Raw genomic sequence first — 16273 nt, 5'->3', positions numbered from 1 at the left:
GCCTCTCGGGGACCACCTTCCATCTCTTCATTCCATTTCCTGAGAGAGGGCGCGCAACGAATCTTAGAAGGCTTTAATAGCCGTCCCTCAATCACTTAGCCGATAGCATGATGCCAGGTATGGGGCGAATGAACCCCCGTCAGGTCAAGCAAGCGATGCGCAAGCTTGGGATAAAGACGGAGGAGCTCGAGGACGTCTCCGAGGTGGTGGTCCGCACCAAGACCACGCAGTACATCATCAAGGACGCGTCCGTCACGATCGTGGAGATGCAGGGCCAGAAGACCTTCCAGATCGTTGGAGAGGTGGAGGTCGTGCCCCTGACGGCAACGCCATCGAAAACCGCTGCCGTCCCTGCTCCTTCCGGCCCGACGGTCCCTGAGGAGGACATTAAACTGGTCATGGACCAGACCGGGGTGAGCCGGGAGAAGGCCATGGAAGCTCTCCTGGCCTGCGACGGCCAGCTTGCGGAAGCCATATTGAAGATCATGTCCTCGTGAGGTCGATCGATGTGTCTTGCTATCCCGGGTAAGATCGTCTCCATCAAAGGCGATATAGCGGTCGTTGACTTCGGTGGCGTGCAGCGCGAAACGAACGTCTCGCTGGTGGAGGCGAGGATGGGAGACTATGTAGTCTTGCATGCGGGCTTCGCCATCCAGACAGTGGATGAAGAGGACGCCCGAGAGACCATCAAGCTCTGGGAGGAGCTCCTAGCATCGCAGCAAGAAGGCTAGGGACGCAGTACTTCTTCTCAACTGACCAAGAATCGGATCGTCTCCCTTTTAAGCGGGCCAGGGCGAGAAATGCCCGAAAGGCTCACCACTTCTCGCGGTGGAGCATCTCCTCCATCGGTTTTCGTTTCTTGCTCCCTGCCAACGTCTTCCGGAGGCCGCCCCCGATGCTCTCCTTCTCTGCCGGATAACCAAGTGGGGTCATGGCTACCACCCTCATCTTCTCCGGGATGCCCAGTATCGACCGGACCTTGCCTTCATCGTAGCCGGCGAGCCAGCATGTGCCCAGACCCAGTTCCGTGGCTGCAAGGACGAGATGTTCCATGGAGATGGCCAGGTCGACCAGATAGTAGTCCATGCCATTGACCGTATGGTCCACGTTCGGGTCAGCGCAGGCGATTATGACGCAAGGCGCCTTCTTGAGCCAGGAGTTGATCATTGAGGCATCGGCGATCTTCTCGATGGTCGCCTTCTCCTTGACGACGATGTATTGCCAAGGTTGGCAGTTAACAGCAGAGGGCGCCAATCTTGCCGCCTCCAAGATCGTGGCGATCTTCTCCTCCTCCACCGACTGGTCAGTGTATGTTCGAACGCTCTTCCGAGTGTTGACTAGGTCCATGAAATCCATTGGTTCTCACCGAATGTCGACAAGACGGAGCACCGAGTATTCATTGATTGCTCAGAGAATGGATAAAGAGCGGAACGTCCTCTGGCGGAGTAGGAAACCACCCGCCAAAGGATGCGTTCACTGCTTGCAGAGCTTGAGGAGTTCTTCCCATTTCTTGTCCACGTTGGCCTGTATCTCTTCGGCCACATAGGACCACTTCTCCTTGGTCAAATGGCTGAACCTTCCTTGGGACTTGAGCCAATCGCTCACCGGCAGCTTCTTCCTGTCCCCACCGGCGATGCGCTTGCTCTCGCCCGTCAGCCTCCAGGTCCCGTTCTCGAACTCGTACAGCGGCCAGATGCACGTCTCCACCGCCAGCTTAGAGATCTCGATGGTCTTGGCGGAGTCGAAGCGCCAGCCGCGCGGACAGGGTGCGACCACATTTATGAATGCCGGTCCGTTGGCCTCGAAGCCCTTGGCCGCCTTCTCGATCATGTCCTTGTAATTGTGCGGCGAGGCTTGGGCAGCATAGGGAAGATCGTGGGCGATGATGATCTTGGTCAGGTCCTTGGGGAACTCCTTCTTCCCTGGAACGCACTTACCGGCTGGACTGGTGGTGGTCTGCGCTCCCCTCATGGTGGCGCCGGACCTCTGTATGCCGGTGTTCATGTAGGCCTCGTTGTTCAGGCATACGTACAGGAAGTGGCTACCCCTCTCTATCGCTCCGGAGATCGCCTGGAAGCCTATGTCGTAGGTCGCCCCATCGCCGCCGAAGGATAGGAAGCGGATGTCCTCGGTGATCTTTCCCTTCCGCTTGAGGGCGTTGTATGCCGCTTCCACCCCTCCGATGGTCGGGGCGGCGTTCTCAAAGGCGCTGTGTATCCAGGGCACGTTCCACGAGGTGTAGGGATAGATGCTGGAAGAGACCTCGAAGCAACCGGTGGCGTTCGACACCACCACGGGCTTGTCCGTGGCCATGAGTATCTGCCGAGCGATGATCGGCTCTGCGCAGCCAGCGCATAGGCGGTGGCCTTCCACATAGCGGTCCTCACGCTCGGAGAGCAACTTGAGGCTGGTGACGGTCACGCCCTCACCCCCAGGTAGTTGACCGTCTCACCCTGGTTATGCATCAGCTGATTATAGACCGTGCGCAGTTCCTCCGGCTTGATGTCCCTCCCTCCCAATCCATAGATGTAATTGGTGATGCGTGGCCTCTTGGGCGCCTCGAACAACGCTGAACGGAGCTCGGGGAATATCGGACCGGCCGCGCCGATGCTCAGCGCTCGGTCCAGCACCGCCACTCCCTTCAGGCCTTCTAGGGTCTTGGCCAACTCCTCCGCGGGAAATGGCCGGAACAGCCGCAGTTTCAAGCTGCCTACCTTCTTGCCCTCCGCCCGCAGCCCATCCACCACTTCCTTGAGGGTGCCGGCGGTCGAGCCCATGGCCACCAAAGCGTAGTCGGCATCGTCCAGCTTGTACGGTTCGATGAGGTCGTACTTCCTGCCGCTCAGCTGGGCGAACTCCTCGCTCACGCTCTTGACCACCGCGGGAACGCGCTTCATCGCCTCCGCCTGCTGGTACTTGTGCTCGAAATAGTAGTCGGTCCAGTCGAACGGACCCATGGTGGTGGGGTTCTTGATGTCCAGCAGGGAGCGTTTCCATTTGAACTCGCCCACGAACTTCTTGACCACGTCATCGGGAAGCGCCTCGAGCCGCTCCAGCGAGTGGGTGACGATGAACCCGTCCAGGCAGGTCATGATCGGTAGTCGGATGTCCATATGCTCGGCGATGCGGAACGCCATCAGTGAGTCGTCGTAGGCCTCCTGCACGTTCTCCCCGAAGAGCTGGATCCAGCCCGAATCCCGAGCACCCATGGCATCGCTATGATCGCAATGGATGTTGATCGGTCCGCTGAGCGCACGGTTCGCCACCGCCATTACGATGGGGAGTCTCATGCCCGAGGCGATGTAGAGCGTCTCCCACATGAACGCCAGACCAGCGGATGCGGTTGCAGTGGCTACCCTCGCTCCGGCAGCGGATGCACCGATGCACAGGCTCATGGCGCTGTGCTCTGACTCCGCGCACACGTATTCGGTGTTCACTAGACCGTCGGCAACGAACTCCGAGAACGCCTCTACTATGATGGTCTGGGGGGTGATGGGGTACGCCGCCACCACGTCCGGGTCGATCTGCTTCCATGCCAGTGCGATCGCCTGATCGCCGTTCATGGCCACGTTCTGCATCTATGCCACCTCCTCCTTCATGGTGATCGCCTTGGCCGGACACTGGTTCGCGCAGATGCCGCAGCCTTTGCAATGAGTGAGCTTGAAACCGACCCTCTTTCCCTTCTCTACGATTATGCTGTTATCAGGACAGTATATCCAGCAGATGAGGCAATTGGTGCACTTGTCCTCGTCGCACTCTGGCCTCTTGGAGCGCCAGTCGCCCGTCTTGTACTTGCGCGAGCTGCCGGGCTCGGTGATCATCGCTCCCTCGGTCAGCTCGCTGGCCTTCTCGTTCACCATTCACTGCACCTCCTCATACGCCCGCTCGACCGCCCGCACGTTCTTGTTGATGACCTCTTGGTTGAGCTTGCCAGCGAACTTGGCCGCCAGCTCCGAGGTCACCGTCTTGATGTCTACCAACTTGGAGATGCGGACGAAAGCGCCCAGCATGGCCGTGTTGGCCATGGGCTTGCCGATCTCCTCCATAGATATCTTGGTGGCGTTCACCGAGTGGACGGAGAAGCCGTTGTCCAGAAGGGCGTGCAACTTGGCATTTCCTTCGCCATAGTTGGCAATCAATGCCCCCTTATCCTTCAGCCCCTCTCTGATCATGGGGCTGCTCAGGAGGGTCGGGTCCAAGACCACCACATAGTCGGGATAGTACACCTGGCTGTGCACGTTGATGGGGCTGTCGGAGATGCGCGCGAACGCCCGGATGGGCGCTCCCATCCTTTCTGGCCCGAACTCCGGGAAGGCCTTGATGTATTTTCCTTCGCGCAAGGCCGCTCCCGCCAGGATCTCATTCGCAGTCACCACACCTTGGCCACCCCTGCCGTGCCATCGGATCTCGACCGTGCTCAAGTCAAACCCCCGCGCGCTGTCATTCCTGAAATCGATGATGATATTTGAATGTATCACAGGTTACTCTACGAATGCACACATTAAATCGCTTGAAAACGTAGATAAAACAATGATTAACGATTCGTTTTTGCCTCGATAGTGATGAAAAGAATAGCCAAGATGAAGGAAACGGATTCCTTTGCCCGACCTTCCCTCGCCAAACGAACCCAAGCCGGTTCAGGGTCTTTGCGGACGATAGCGGATATTAGCTGGTAAATTATTCAGCATGTTTGTATATAAATATATCTGACCTACCCTGCTACTGCAATAAGGTTACTACCAATGAGTTTATTCGACCTAACCGCTATCGCAAGCTTGGGATGCGGCTTCCCGCAGTCCCTGCGAGTCAAACCCCTTCTTGATCCGAGGTGAGACAATGAAGAGGATAATGAGCATCGCAGAACTGGGAGTCAATGATATTCCCATTGCCGGTGGAAAGGCCGCGAACCTGGGGGAGCTTACTTCTGCGGGATTCGACGTCCCGAGCGGATTCGTGCTCACCACCGTAGCCTATGACTACTTCCTGGAGAAGAACGGGCTGACCAGCGAGATCGAGGCTTTGATGCAGAAAGTGGACGTCACCTCGGAGAGCTCGTTGCAGGAGACCTCGATCAAGATCCGCAAGGCCTTCGAGGATGCCAAGGTCCCGGACGACCTCCGCTTCGAGGTCCTGAAGGAATTCCACTCCATGTTCGAAAGCAAGAAGAAGCTTGGCCTGGTGGCAGTGAGGTCGAGCGCCACCGCCGAGGACCTGCCGACGGCGAGCTTCGCGGGCCAACAGGACACTTTCCTCAACATCGGGGACCCAGACGACCTCATCGACAAGGTAAGGAAGTGCTGGTCCTCGCTCTATACGCCCCGGGCCATCGCCTACCGCCACTCCAAGGGCTTCGAGCACTCGGTGGTGAAGCTGGCAGTGGTGGTGCAGAAGATGATCAATTCAGAGGTCGCCGGCATCATGTTCACCGTAGATCCAAACTCCGAGCTTCCGCACATCATCGTGGAGGCTGGCTATGGATTGGGCGAGTCCATCGTGGGCGGCAAGGTCACCCCTGACACCTATGTGGTGGACAAGTTCCACACCAAGATCATCAGCAAGAGGATCTCGAAGCAGACCTGGAAACTGGTCCGCGGGAAGACCGGAGAAACGATCAAGCAGAACGTCCCCGCCAATATCGCGGAGGCGCAGAAGCTCAGCGACGAGCAAATTCTGGAGATCGCGGACGTGGGGAACCAGATCGAACTACATTACAACAAGCCGATGGACATCGAATGGTGCCTGGAGGATGGAAATTTCTACGTCGTGCAGGCAAGGCCTGTGACGACCCTCAGCGCGAACGGAAAGGCAGGGAAGGCGAACGGCATGAAGGGCAAGGAAGCGAAGCCAGAGGAGAAGCAGGCGATCAAAGTCCTACTGAAGGGATTGGCGGCCAGCCCGGGAGTGGTCTCCGGACCGGTCCGCGTACTGAAGGAGGATGAGAGCCTGGATGTGGTCAAGAAGGGCGATGTGCTGGTGACGGTCATGACCTCGCCGGACATGGTGCCCGCCATGACCAGAGCCGCGGCCATCGTCACCGACGAGGGAGGCATGACCTGCCACGCGGCTATCGTGGCGCGCGAGCTAGGCACTCCCTGCATTGTCGGGACCAGGGAGGCGACCGAGAAATTGAGCGACGGCATGCTCATCACCGTCGACGGAACTCGCGGCCTGGTGTTCGAGGGAGCGGAGGAGAAGACGGCTGAGAACGCCCCTATGATGATGGCGGCAGCGAGCGTCCCAGTCACCGGCACCAAGATCATGCTCAACGTGGGCATCCCCCACAAGGCGGAGGAATACTCCAAGCTTCCTGTCTCCGGGGTAGGGCTGATGCGCATCGAGTTCCTCTTCACCTCCTTCGTGCAGGAGCACCCCCAGGCCATGATGGAGAAAGGCCGATCACAAGAACTGGTGGACAAGTTGGCGGAGGGCATCGGAATCGTGGGAAAGGCGTTCTTCCCCCGCCCGATCATATTGCGCCTATCGGACTTCAAGACCAACGAGTACCGCTCCATGCCTGGCGGTGAGAAATTCGAGCCGCAGGAGGCCAACCCCATGATCGGATGGCGGGGCTGCTCCCGCTACGTCTCGCCTCAATACCGGGAAGCGTTCAAGCTGGAGCTGCAGGCGGTGAAGAAGGCGCGCGAGGAGATGAACCTGAAGAACATCTGGGTCATGCTGCCCTTCGTGCGCACCATCCAGGAGGTCAAGGACATCAACTGCATGATGGACGAGATCGGCCTCCGCCGGGGACCGGACTTCAAGCTCTACCTCATGGCCGAGGTGCCGGTCATCATCTTCATGGCCGAGGAGTTCTGCGACGTCTGCGACGGCTTCTCGATCGGCTCCAATGACCTAACGCAGCTGATTATGGGCGCGGACCGGGACTCCGAGATCCTGGGCAAGATGGGGTACTTCGACGAGCGCTACGACGCCATCAAACGCGCCATCAAGATGCTCATCGACGCGGCACACAAGAAAGGCGTACCGGTCGGCATCTGCGGCCAAGCTCCGTCCGTGTACCCGGAGTTCACCGAGTTCCTGGTTCGGGCGGGCATTGACAGCATCAGCCTCAACCCGGACACGGTCATCAACACCATCCCCATGGTGGCGTCCACGGAGCAGAGGATCATCCTCGAGTCGATAAGAAAGCAATGAGGACCGAGGCCATCCTCCTTCTTTCCGTTTATTCAATAGAAAGCGTCAGCGCCCTTCGTCCTTCAGCAGCCGCGTGGTGATCTCCACCAAAGGATGGTGCGAGCCGTCGATGATCTTGACGTCATCCATGGTGTGCAGCCCGCGGATGTCCGCGGACTTCTCCATGCCCAGGTCCACGTCCCGTTCCGGCTCTAAGACGACGGCGGAGAACTGCCGCACTCCCATCTGCCTCGCCGCCATGACGCGATGATGACCGTCTACCAACAGGTAGTGATCTCTCCTCTGGATGACAATGAGCGGTTCCACAAGTCCGCGCTTAATCTCTTCCTTGCGACCGAGCAGCTCATCGGCGAAGACCTCGTGCTGCGTCGGGCGGAGCTCCTCGATCGGTATGACCCTCCGCTTCACGTCGATGTGGATGCCGTGCTTCTTCTCCAGGAAGGTCTTGATCATGAGCACTTTGTTCGGGGTCGCCCGCTCGATGTGGGAGCGGACGATGTCCAGATTGGAGATGATGCCGATGAGCTCATCTTTGTCGTTCACGACCGGCACGTTGCGCAGACCGTAGCGGAACAGTACCCTGGCTGCGTCGTCCAGGTCCATTTCGGTATTGACGGAATAGGTGCCCCGGCGGATAATATCCCGCACCTTCGCCTGCGGCCGGTCGATGTTGCGCAGCAGCTCCTTGGCGGTCACGAACCCGACCAACCGGCCGTTCTCCGTGACGGGCATGCCGTGGAACTCGGTGTGGATGAGATTGTCGACCGCCTGCTCCACGGTGAAATCGGCGGGGATAGAGACCACCTCGCGGATCATGTAGTCCGCGACCCTCAGCTTGCGCTCCTCCATGCTCTCACCATCCGCATCCCCCACGCGCATAAAGACTTTGCACCATCATTATCTTGAGCCTCCCCGCGAGTGCTGGTAAACCTCAATCCATAAATAGGACTTACCTATTCTGGAGAAAGGCACAAGCCCCGGTAGTGTAGCGGCCTATCATCCAAGCCTGTCGAGTTTGGGACTCGGGTCCGAATCCCGACCGGGGCGCCACCCCTCCCTTCTTCTTTCTCGTTCTTCGCAACTCCTTTCCCTCGAACCTTTTATCCTGAGAAATGATATCAATAATATTAAGACAGTATTAGACAATCACCATCTCAAAGCACCCGATTGTCTGCGTGGTGACGAAATGGTAGCTGTCCTCGGTACCCTCGGTTTCCGCCCGGAATCGCTCATGCCCACGCTGAAGTCCTGCGATGACCTGAGCGAGGTGGTGGTGTTCGTTAGCGAGCATCCCGATTCCGCCAAGGCGGCGGCCAGGATCAAGGAGTATTGCCAGACCCTGGACATCCGCTTCCGCCTCATCACCCTTCAGGACGCTTTCGACCTGTTGCACATCGCCGAGATCATCAAGGCGGAGGTGCGCAAGGTCAAGAACGAGGGCGAGAGGATCGCTGTCTTCAACATCGCAGGCGGAACGAGGCTGATGAGCGCCGCCGCTCTGCTGGTGTGCATCGTGCAAGGGCTGAACTCGGCCTATGTGCACGATGACACTCTGAAGGAGATACCCCTGCCGCTGCTGCAGATGGAGTACTCGTCCGTGCTCACGCCCGCCCAACGCAACCTGCTCCAGATGCTCTTGCAGAGCGAGAACGGGAGGATGTCGCAGGGCGAGCTGGCGGAGAAGATGGGGTTACACAAGGCCACTATCAACCACCACATCAAGGAGCTACTGGACAAGGGGGCTATCCATCTGGAACCGAAACCTGGCGACCGACGCACCAAGATCATCAAGGTGGAGGAGTCGATGCGCCTTCTGCTGGGGTGAGGGTATGAGAGTGCTCTACTCGACCTTCGGCTTCGACAAGGCGAAGGTGACAAGGGCGATGAGGGCCCTCGGCCACGATCGTCTTGTGCTCATAACCAGCGAGGACAACACCTTTCGCGACGATTTCTCGGAGATCGAGCGGGTGTGCGATATCGCTTCCACGCCGATGGAGGTGATCATCGTGGACAAGTTCGACCTGTTGCAGGCTTTCCAGAAGATCGCCGACAGCATCGAAAGCAGGAAGAAGGCTAGGGAGGAAGTGATTGTCAATGTCAGCGGAGGCACCGGATTGCTCTCCTCCGCGGCCATGCTCGCCGCATTCCAGACGGGTGTGGAAGCCTATCATGTGGATGACCGGGTGGTCCGCCTCCCGGTGCTGAGGATGCCCGGAATGGGCGAGCGCCTCGATCCCAGACAGGTCGATGTGCTCCTGAGGCTTAGGGAAGGCATGCGCTTGGGACCGGACGGAAGGTCCATGGATCGAAAGGACAGGTTCGATGTCGGAGTTCTGCTTGAACTAAAGAACTTGGGACTGCTGCGAACCTCCGTCCGGGACGGCATCGAGATCTCCTTGACCGACCTGGGTAGGTACTATCGTGACTGGCTGATCAAGGCCAGGAACGCTTGATGAACATCATCGACCGCGAATGAGCGGCAGCGCGTCGTAGACGATCCGGTCCACTCTCTCGCGTACCATCTGCGCCACGTCGTCCGGCTCCGCTGGAGCATGCGCATCATGCAGCGCCTCGAACTTGTTCATGTCAGCGGGATAGCAGCCAGAGATGGTGCAGAACATGACGCTCCAGCAGCGAGGAACGGCATCCAGATTGTAGCCTCCCCCGCCCACCACCAGGTAGCGGCCGTCGCAGTGCTTATGCGCCAAGCCGTGAGTGATCGAGGCCAACTCTTGATAGGCATGAGTCGTCAGCCCCAGCCCGACCAGAGGGTCGGTGTAGTGCCCGTCCACCCCGAACTGATGGATGATGAACTCCGGCTCGTAGCTCTCCAATGCAGGCGCCACCACTCGGCGATACGCCTCCAGGTAGGTGCGGTCTCCCGTGGCGCAGGGAAGAGGCACGTTGATAGAATATCCTCTTCCGTCCCGCTCTCCCACCTCCTCCAATCTCCCTGTGCCAGGGTATATGGCTCGACCGTGGCGGTGCAGGGAGATGGTAAGCACCTTCTCGGCGTAGAACGTGGCCTGGGTTCCGTCCCCATGATGGCCGTCGATGTCGATGATGGCGACCCGCTCCACCCCATGCTCTTTCTGCAGTCGGCGTACGGCCACCGCCATGTCGTTGAAAACGCAGAAGCCTGCGGACCTTCTCGGAGCGGCGTGATGCAGCCCCCCCGCCAAGTTGAAGGCGTGCTCGAACTCCCCTTTAACGATGCCTTCCATGCCCCTGAGGGTGGCCCCGACCGCCGCCAAGCTGCCTTTGAACAGCTCCTTGGTCGCCGGAGTATCGCCCCTGTCCAGGACGCCTTCGCCGCGCTCGCTCATCTCCTTGACGAAATCGACGTGCTCCCGCGTATGCACCAGGCACAGATCCTCTTCGGTGGCCGAATCCGCTATCACCTTGACAGCGGTGTCGTCGAAGATCCCCAGACCCTGGAGCAGGTCCATGGTCATCTTGTACCGCACCGGTTGGAATGGATGCTCCTCTCCGAAGGAGTACTTGAGGAATTCGTCGTTCCACAGGAACGCGGTCCGCCCTCCGGTCATCACCGGTGTTAATGGCACTTTGTATAAGTAGATTGGACCTGCGAAGAATGGAATCTAGTCCACAAAATGCATGCACAACGGGCTCTTGTCCTTGGCCAGGCTCCTGGAGATCATGCCCAGCTCGACCCAGCAACAGTTGAAGACCGCCGTGGGGATGAGGCAGGTGGTGGTCAAGCCGGATTTCGACGCGAGCTCCAGCACCTTCGAGCCTTCCCACTCGGTCAGGTCTTGAATGCTGGCGAACTTCAGTTTTGAAGCGTAATGCCTCACCGAATCGCACTCGCTCTCGATGTCGATGTCCACGATACCGTCGCCCCGGTCCTTCGCTCGGATGACGGTCTGATGCGAGCAGATGGTCATGTCCACCCTGACGGAAGAAGGCAATACCTCACCACTTGGTGGAAGGGGCTGGTCGCTTTTAATCACTGTCCCCGCCGATCTCATTTTGGCGGGGCAGCGCCCCGAGGATGCTCACGGTCCAGGTATTGACGTTCCCGTCGTACTGCACCGACCCGCGGATCTTGAAGACGCGCTCCATGTTCTCGCTGGTGAGCACCTCCTCCACCTTCCCCGCCGCCAGGACCTTTCCCTCTAGGAGAAGGATGAGCTTGTCGCAATAGCGCGCCGCCAGGTTCAGGTCATGGGAGACCATCACCACGGTGAGGCGCTGTTCCCTGGCCAGGTGCCGGACGATGTCCATGATCTCCAGTTGATGGTTCACATCCAGATGCAGTGTCGGCTCATCCAACAGCAATATTTTCGGGCATTGCGCGAGCGCTCGGGCGATGATCACCCGCTGCTTCTCGCCCCCACTGAGCTCGGTCATGGGCCGGGCGGCGAGCTCCAGCACGTCCGTCGCCTTCATGGACCTCTTAACGATTCTCAGGTCCTCATCGCCCTCGGTCTGGAAGCGCCCAAGGCTCGGACCCCTTCCCATGAGCACGATCTCCAGGGCGGTGAAGGGGAAGTTCACGCCGCTGTTCTGCGGCACTACGCCCATCTCCCTCGCGATCTCCTTCCTCGTTAGGTCAGATACTTCCCGATCGTCCACCAGTACCGAGCCCAGTTTCGGCTTGAGCGCCTTGTTCATGCACTTTAGAAGCGTGGTCTTGCCCGAACCGTTCGGACCGAGGACGCCGATCACTTCGCCCGCCTCGGCCTCGAAACCCACTCCGTCCAGAACGCGAACGCTCTTGTACCCGAACTCCACCCCTTGGACCTTGAGGCGCGTGGCTACCACCCCATCATGTGCCGCCTTCTCCTCAGGAGGTAGAGGAAGAAGGGAGCGCCGATTAGTGCTGTGAGTATGCCCACCGGCATTTCTGAAGGTGCCATGAGGATCCTCGCGAGGGCATCCGTGACGATCATGAACGAGGCTCCTGCCAGTATCGAGGCAGGCATGAGTATGCGGTGGTCCGGGCCGACCATCAGGCGGATCATGTGCGGAATGATCAACCCGACGAAGCCGATGACCCCCGAGACGGAAACGGCGGCAGCAACTACCAGGGAGGTAGCGACCATCAGCCTAAGGATCACCTTCTGGGTCTCCACGCCAAGGCTGGAGGCGTGGTCCTCGCCGATGGTCATGAGATTGAGATCTCTGGCATGCCAGAATATTATCAGGGAACCGAGAGCGATGAGGGGAGTGACGACCATGAGCTGACCCCACGTCGCCTGGTTGAGACCGCCCATGAGCCAGAAGACGACTGAGCTGAGCTTCTCCTCAGCGATGAATTGCATGAAGGAGACCAGGGCGGCGAATAGCGAGCCCACCGCGATCCCGGCGAGCAGGAGCGTTTCCACCGGTACTATTCCCCCGGTGCGGGAGATGCCATAGACCAGGAACATGGTGGCCATGCAGAAAACGAAGGCCATCACGGGTATGGCGAACTGGCCGCTGACGAAGCTGAACCCCAAAACGATGGCCAGGGACGCCCCGAACGCCGCCCCCGATGAAATGCCCAACACTGATGGCGAGGCCATCGGATTGCGGAACACGCCCTGCATGGCCACCCCTGCGATCGACAGGGCTGCGCCCACGACCGCACCGAGCAATACCCTTGGCAATCGGACCATTCTGATTATTGTAACGTCTGGGTCCGAAGGATCCGTTATCTGTCCGGTTAGGATCGCGAAGACCTTTCCCGGCGAGATGCTTATCGCCCCCACGCAGATGCCGATGATGGAAGCGACCACTAGGCCGCCGATCAGCACTACCAGGACCAGGGTCCACAAGGCGAGCTTCTTCTGGTGCAACTCCTCGATGCTCGGCACCAAGTCAGTGCACCCCGTCGCGGTGCTGCATCGTGTCCTTTGCGCTTGGAGCGAAATACTCGCGAGCGCTGAGACTGGACCCGGAGACGTTCTTCAGGTGCGCTCTCGCAGCCTGCATGGCCATCGCCATCTCTCCATCCGTAGGTCCGCGCCAGGTTATTCCTGGAACGGGAAGGAATGCAGTGATGTGCAGAGGTATCTCCTCGTCCACCTCGGCAAGGAATTCCGCGATCTTGCCTATCTCGTCGGCGTCCACAACCTCGGGGATGAGGATAGTGCTCACTTCCAGCTCCACGCCCCGGTCCCTAATGGCGTACAAATTGCCCAGGACCTTGGTGTTCGGTGCCCCGGTGAGCTGCTGATGCTTCCTCTTGCTGATCGCCCTCAAGCTGATGCCCATCTCGTCGACTCCCTCCGGCGGCATGAAGGAGGCGTTGGAGTGCGCGATCTTGACCCAGGCTCCGCGGGCCTTCGCCTCCGAGACCATGACATCAAGGTCAGCGCAGGTGAGCGGCTCCCCGCCGAGGATGAGGAGCCTCTCCAGTCTGAAGGAGGAAAGGCACTCGAGCACTTCATCGGTGGAAAGGAAACGCGAGGGAGCGAATCCCTCTCTAAGCTTGTAGGAGCATATGCTGCAGGTCCAGTTGCACCCATGGTTGTAGAGGATGGCCTGGCACAGCTCCTCCTGGTACCCGACCCGGTAGACGGCCATTGGGTATCTTCCTTCCCTACCCCCACTGCTCAGCTGGGATAAAACCATTGCAGCATCTGCTCAATGGCGTTCACCAGCCGGGGAGTCGCAGTCATCCATTCGCCGTTGATGCGGTATATCTGGTGCAGTTGGACCGCAGGGATGATGCTCCACCCGGACCGCGCTTCGATGTCTGCATTGGTCACTATGCTCTGATCTTCTATCACAATAAAGGCGGGCAGGCGGCTGATGGTCACCTCGCTGCTCGGAATGGGGTTGGTCTTGGTGGCGTTGCCGTAGATGTTGAGCCCTCCCGCCAGGCGGATGATCTCCCCGCTCATAGTGGTGTTGTTGACGGTGTTGCCGTTCCGCAGCTCGAAGTAGACCTTGGGCCTCTGGCTGTCCGGAATGACCGGCACCTTCTCGATCACTCTGTTGATGCGCTCGGTCATGTTTTGCACGATCTTCTGCGCTTCCACCTTGTGCCCGGCTATTATTCCGATGTCCTGAATCTCCAATTTTACCGTATCGATGCTGGAAGGAGACAATGCCACGACCTTGTAGCCATCCGCCTCCAGCGTAGTGATGGCAGAGGCGGTGGTCGCGTACTTCCAGGCGATTATCAGATCGGGGATGGTGGCAATGATCGCTTCTTTGTTTATCGAAGTCCCGTAGGTCCCGCCCACATCCGTCACCGCGAGCGCTTCGGACGGATAGACGCTCTTGCTATCCCGGCCCACGAGCTGCCCTCCCGCACCGACGGCGAACACCACCTCAGTGAAAGAGTTGCCCAGGGTCACGATCCTCTGCGGTATCCGGGGGAATGAGACATCGATCCCTCTTGCGTCCCTATATGTGAAAGGGTTGTCGGCGATCAAGATTATCGTGGCGTGGCAAGACATGTTGAGGATGTCGACCGCCTTGACTTGTATGGCGTGCTCCCCATTGTAGGCGGTGCTCGTGTTCCACTGAAGCGCGTACGGGGCGGCGGATAGATTGGCGACCTCATCTCCGTCGAGCTCGAAGCTTACGTACTTCACGGTGCGAGGGCTGACCACCTGTGCCATCACCAAGACATCGCCGCTCACGTGCGACATGTTGTTGGGGGAGGTGATTCCAACTGTGGTCCCGCCGTTGTTGATCGTGACCGTGACCTGCGACTGGCCCCTCCCTCCGGCACTGTTGACGGCGGTAAGGTTGAGGTTGTGCTGTCCTTCGGCGTGTTGCGTTGTGTTCAGTTCCCAGCTGAAGGGGGCTATGGTCTTGTTGCCGATGGTCTGGTCATCGAGCCTGAGGACGACGTAGGATATGGCCTTCTTGCTGGTCACGTTAGCGTTGATCCCTATCACACCGCTCACCGTGGACCCGTCCAAAGGGCTATCGAACTTCGCACTCACCTTTGTGTCTTCTGGTTCGGGGTTTATCAGCACCAGGGCACCGAGCACCCCGGCTGAGACCAAGACCAGCACCGTCAACGCTATGACGACCTTGCTTGCCATGTCCGTTCCTCCGATGAAAGACGCGGGATAACGGCGTTAACGCCCCTCCCTTGCCTCTTCGCACGCGGCCTATCGTCAAAGGTGTTTATCAACCCTTCGAAGACTAGCCAGACTTCCAGTGGAAGTGCTACGGATGGATAAACCATCCAATTATGGATGGATGTACCATCCAATAATTCCGTCCTCATGCTCTTCGACGATTCCCGATACTCTTGCGCTAGAACCAGGGAAAGATTCTTGAACTCTTCACCAATGAGTGAGATTCATGCGTTGCCTGCTCCGGACCAAGATCCACAGGGCGGTTGTCACTGACGCCAACCCCGAATACGTAGGGAGCATCACTGTGGACGAGGACCTCCTTCACAGGGCTGACATCTGGCCAGGGGAGAAGGTTCTGGTGGCCGACGTCGACAACGGCGCTCGATTCGAGACCTATGCGGTCAGCGGGAAGGCGGGCAGCGGCACGGTCTGCGTCAATGGCAGCGCCGCAAGATTGGTGAAGAAAGGCGACAAGGTCATCATCATGGCCTTCGAATACACCGACTCCCCGATCACGCCGAAGGTCGTGCTCGTCGATGAGCAAAATCGCTACGTTCGATCGATGTGATATGTTTAGTTCATCTGGCCCTCGTCTGTTTTATTATTGAGCTCGTCGTTCGCTTACCGGGAATAGGATTGAAGCTTACGGTCTACACGGACGGCGGTTCCCGAGGGAACCCAGGCCCCTCTGCGTACGGCGTGGTAGTGGTCTCGGATGAAGGCAAGGTGCTGAAGCAGCGCTCTCAATATCTTGGCGAAAGAACGAACAATGAGGCTGAGTACTACGGTCTCATCGCCGGACTGAAGATGGCGAAGGAGCTGGGTGCGGACGAAGTAGAGGTGGTGATGGACAGTGAGCTGGTGGCATTCCAGATCGACGGCCGCTACCGGGTGAAGGCGGCTCATCTGCTACCATTGCATGAGGAAGCGAAGTCCCTTCTCAGCCGGTTCAGATCGGCGAAGGTGCTCCAGAAAGGAAGGGACAACCCTATGACCACCCGGGCGGACGAACTGGTCAATGAGGAACTGGACATCATGGCATTCGCCCGCAAGCTTCGGAAGTGACC

Annotated in this window: 19 protein-coding genes and 1 tRNA gene; 8 read left to right on the top strand and 12 right to left on the bottom strand. The window is 58.8% G+C overall.

The annotated features are described in order from the left end of the window. Positions 1-107 precede the first annotated feature (107 nt). Positions 108-497: a nascent polypeptide-associated complex protein gene (locus NT137_05140; protein MCX6652721.1), complete on the top strand. Its 390-nt coding sequence runs from the start codon at positions 108-110 to the stop codon at positions 495-497. A gap of 9 nt (positions 498-506) precedes the next feature. Next, positions 507-731, top strand: a complete 225-nt coding sequence (locus NT137_05135; GenBank protein ID MCX6652720.1) for a HypC/HybG/HupF family hydrogenase formation chaperone — start codon at positions 507-509, stop codon at positions 729-731. Positions 732-813: 82 nt separating this feature from the next. Here the strand turns inward: NT137_05135 and NT137_05130 are convergent, their stop codons facing one another. From NT137_05130 to NT137_05110, 5 genes are all read right to left on the bottom strand, one after another. Next, positions 814-1356, bottom strand: coding sequence for a nitroreductase family protein (locus NT137_05130; protein ID MCX6652719.1), 543 nt, complete (start codon positions 1354-1356; stop codon positions 814-816). Between the two features lie 117 nt (positions 1357-1473). Continuing rightward, on the bottom strand, positions 1474-2421 hold the full coding sequence (locus NT137_05125) for a thiamine pyrophosphate-dependent enzyme (GenBank protein MCX6652718.1): 948 nt from the start codon (positions 2419-2421) through the stop codon (positions 1474-1476). Then, the gene (porA, locus tag NT137_05120; GenBank protein MCX6652717.1) at positions 2418-3578 is read right to left on the bottom strand and encodes a pyruvate ferredoxin oxidoreductase; all 1161 of its coding nucleotides are present in this window, start codon (positions 3576-3578) and stop codon (positions 2418-2420) included. The genes NT137_05125 and porA overlap by 4 nt, the downstream gene beginning before the upstream one ends. Beyond that, on the bottom strand, positions 3579-3860 hold the full coding sequence (locus NT137_05115; GenBank protein ID MCX6652716.1) for a 4Fe-4S binding protein: 282 nt from the start codon (positions 3858-3860) through the stop codon (positions 3579-3581). Then, complete coding sequence (locus NT137_05110; GenBank protein MCX6652715.1) at positions 3861-4421, bottom strand: 2-oxoacid:acceptor oxidoreductase family protein; 561 nt, start codon at positions 4419-4421, stop codon at positions 3861-3863. Positions 4422-4836: 415 nt separating this feature from the next. Here NT137_05110 and ppsA point away from each other — a divergent pair, with 415 nt between their 5' ends. Beyond that, positions 4837-7155, top strand: coding sequence for a phosphoenolpyruvate synthase (gene ppsA / locus NT137_05105; protein ID MCX6652714.1), 2319 nt, complete (start codon positions 4837-4839; stop codon positions 7153-7155). 45 nt (positions 7156-7200) lie between these two features. On the opposite strand, the gene NT137_05100 is transcribed toward ppsA, so the two are convergent. After that, positions 7201-8004, bottom strand: coding sequence for a CBS domain-containing protein (locus NT137_05100; protein MCX6652713.1), 804 nt, complete (start codon positions 8002-8004; stop codon positions 7201-7203). A gap of 125 nt (positions 8005-8129) precedes the next feature. On the opposite strand from NT137_05100, the gene NT137_05095 reads away from it, so the two are divergent. From NT137_05095 to NT137_05085, 3 genes are all read left to right on the top strand, one after another. Continuing rightward, positions 8130-8205, top strand: a tRNA-Asp gene (locus tag NT137_05095). 136 nt (positions 8206-8341) lie between these two features. Then, a complete protein-coding gene (locus NT137_05090) occupies positions 8342-8980 on the top strand; it encodes a MarR family transcriptional regulator (GenBank protein MCX6652712.1) in 639 nt (212 codons plus the stop codon). A 4-nt stretch (positions 8981-8984) separates the two neighbouring features. Next, on the top strand, positions 8985-9608 hold the full coding sequence (locus tag NT137_05085) for a DUF6293 family protein (protein MCX6652711.1): 624 nt from the start codon (positions 8985-8987) through the stop codon (positions 9606-9608). Between the two features lie 6 nt (positions 9609-9614). Here the strand turns inward: NT137_05085 and NT137_05080 are convergent, their stop codons facing one another. Genes NT137_05080 through NT137_05055 form a run of 6 tightly spaced genes read right to left on the bottom strand, consistent with a single transcriptional unit; the run spans position 9615 to position 15167 of the window. Beyond that, positions 9615-10703, bottom strand: a complete 1089-nt coding sequence (locus tag NT137_05080) for an acetoin utilization protein AcuC (protein MCX6652710.1) — start codon at positions 10701-10703, stop codon at positions 9615-9617. A 54-nt stretch (positions 10704-10757) separates the two neighbouring features. Next, a complete protein-coding gene (locus tag NT137_05075) occupies positions 10758-11087 on the bottom strand; it encodes a hypothetical protein (GenBank protein MCX6652709.1) in 330 nt (109 codons plus the stop codon). Between the two features lie 34 nt (positions 11088-11121). Beyond that, positions 11122-11943, bottom strand: coding sequence for an ABC transporter ATP-binding protein (locus tag NT137_05070; protein ID MCX6652708.1), 822 nt, complete (start codon positions 11941-11943; stop codon positions 11122-11124). Beyond that, positions 11937-12977 carry an iron chelate uptake ABC transporter family permease subunit gene (locus NT137_05065; GenBank protein MCX6652707.1) on the bottom strand — a complete coding sequence of 347 codons (1041 nt, stop codon included), beginning with the start codon at positions 12975-12977 and terminating at the stop codon, positions 11937-11939. Before NT137_05065 ends, NT137_05070 begins: the two co-directional genes overlap by 7 nt. Positions 12978-12981: 4 nt before the next feature. Next, positions 12982-13689: a radical SAM protein gene (locus tag NT137_05060; GenBank protein ID MCX6652706.1), complete on the bottom strand. Its 708-nt coding sequence runs from the start codon at positions 13687-13689 to the stop codon at positions 12982-12984. A 29-nt stretch (positions 13690-13718) separates the two neighbouring features. Continuing rightward, on the bottom strand, positions 13719-15167 hold the full coding sequence (locus NT137_05055; protein ID MCX6652705.1) for an ABC transporter substrate-binding protein: 1449 nt from the start codon (positions 15165-15167) through the stop codon (positions 13719-13721). Positions 15168-15432: 265 nt separating this feature from the next. Here NT137_05055 and NT137_05050 point away from each other — a divergent pair, with 265 nt between their 5' ends. Both NT137_05050 and NT137_05045 read left to right on the top strand, forming a co-directional pair. Then, a complete protein-coding gene (locus NT137_05050) occupies positions 15433-15774 on the top strand; it encodes an aspartate 1-decarboxylase (protein MCX6652704.1) in 342 nt (113 codons plus the stop codon). Between the two features lie 68 nt (positions 15775-15842). Beyond that, a complete protein-coding gene (locus NT137_05045; GenBank protein ID MCX6652703.1) occupies positions 15843-16271 on the top strand; it encodes a ribonuclease HI family protein in 429 nt (142 codons plus the stop codon). The last annotated feature ends 2 nt before the right edge of the window (positions 16272-16273 follow it).

The organism is Methanomassiliicoccales archaeon (genome assembly GCA_026394375.1).
GTDB lineage: Archaea > Thermoplasmatota > Thermoplasmata > Methanomassiliicoccales > UBA472 > JAJRAL01.
This window is presented reverse-complemented; position numbering and strand designations above follow the sequence as displayed.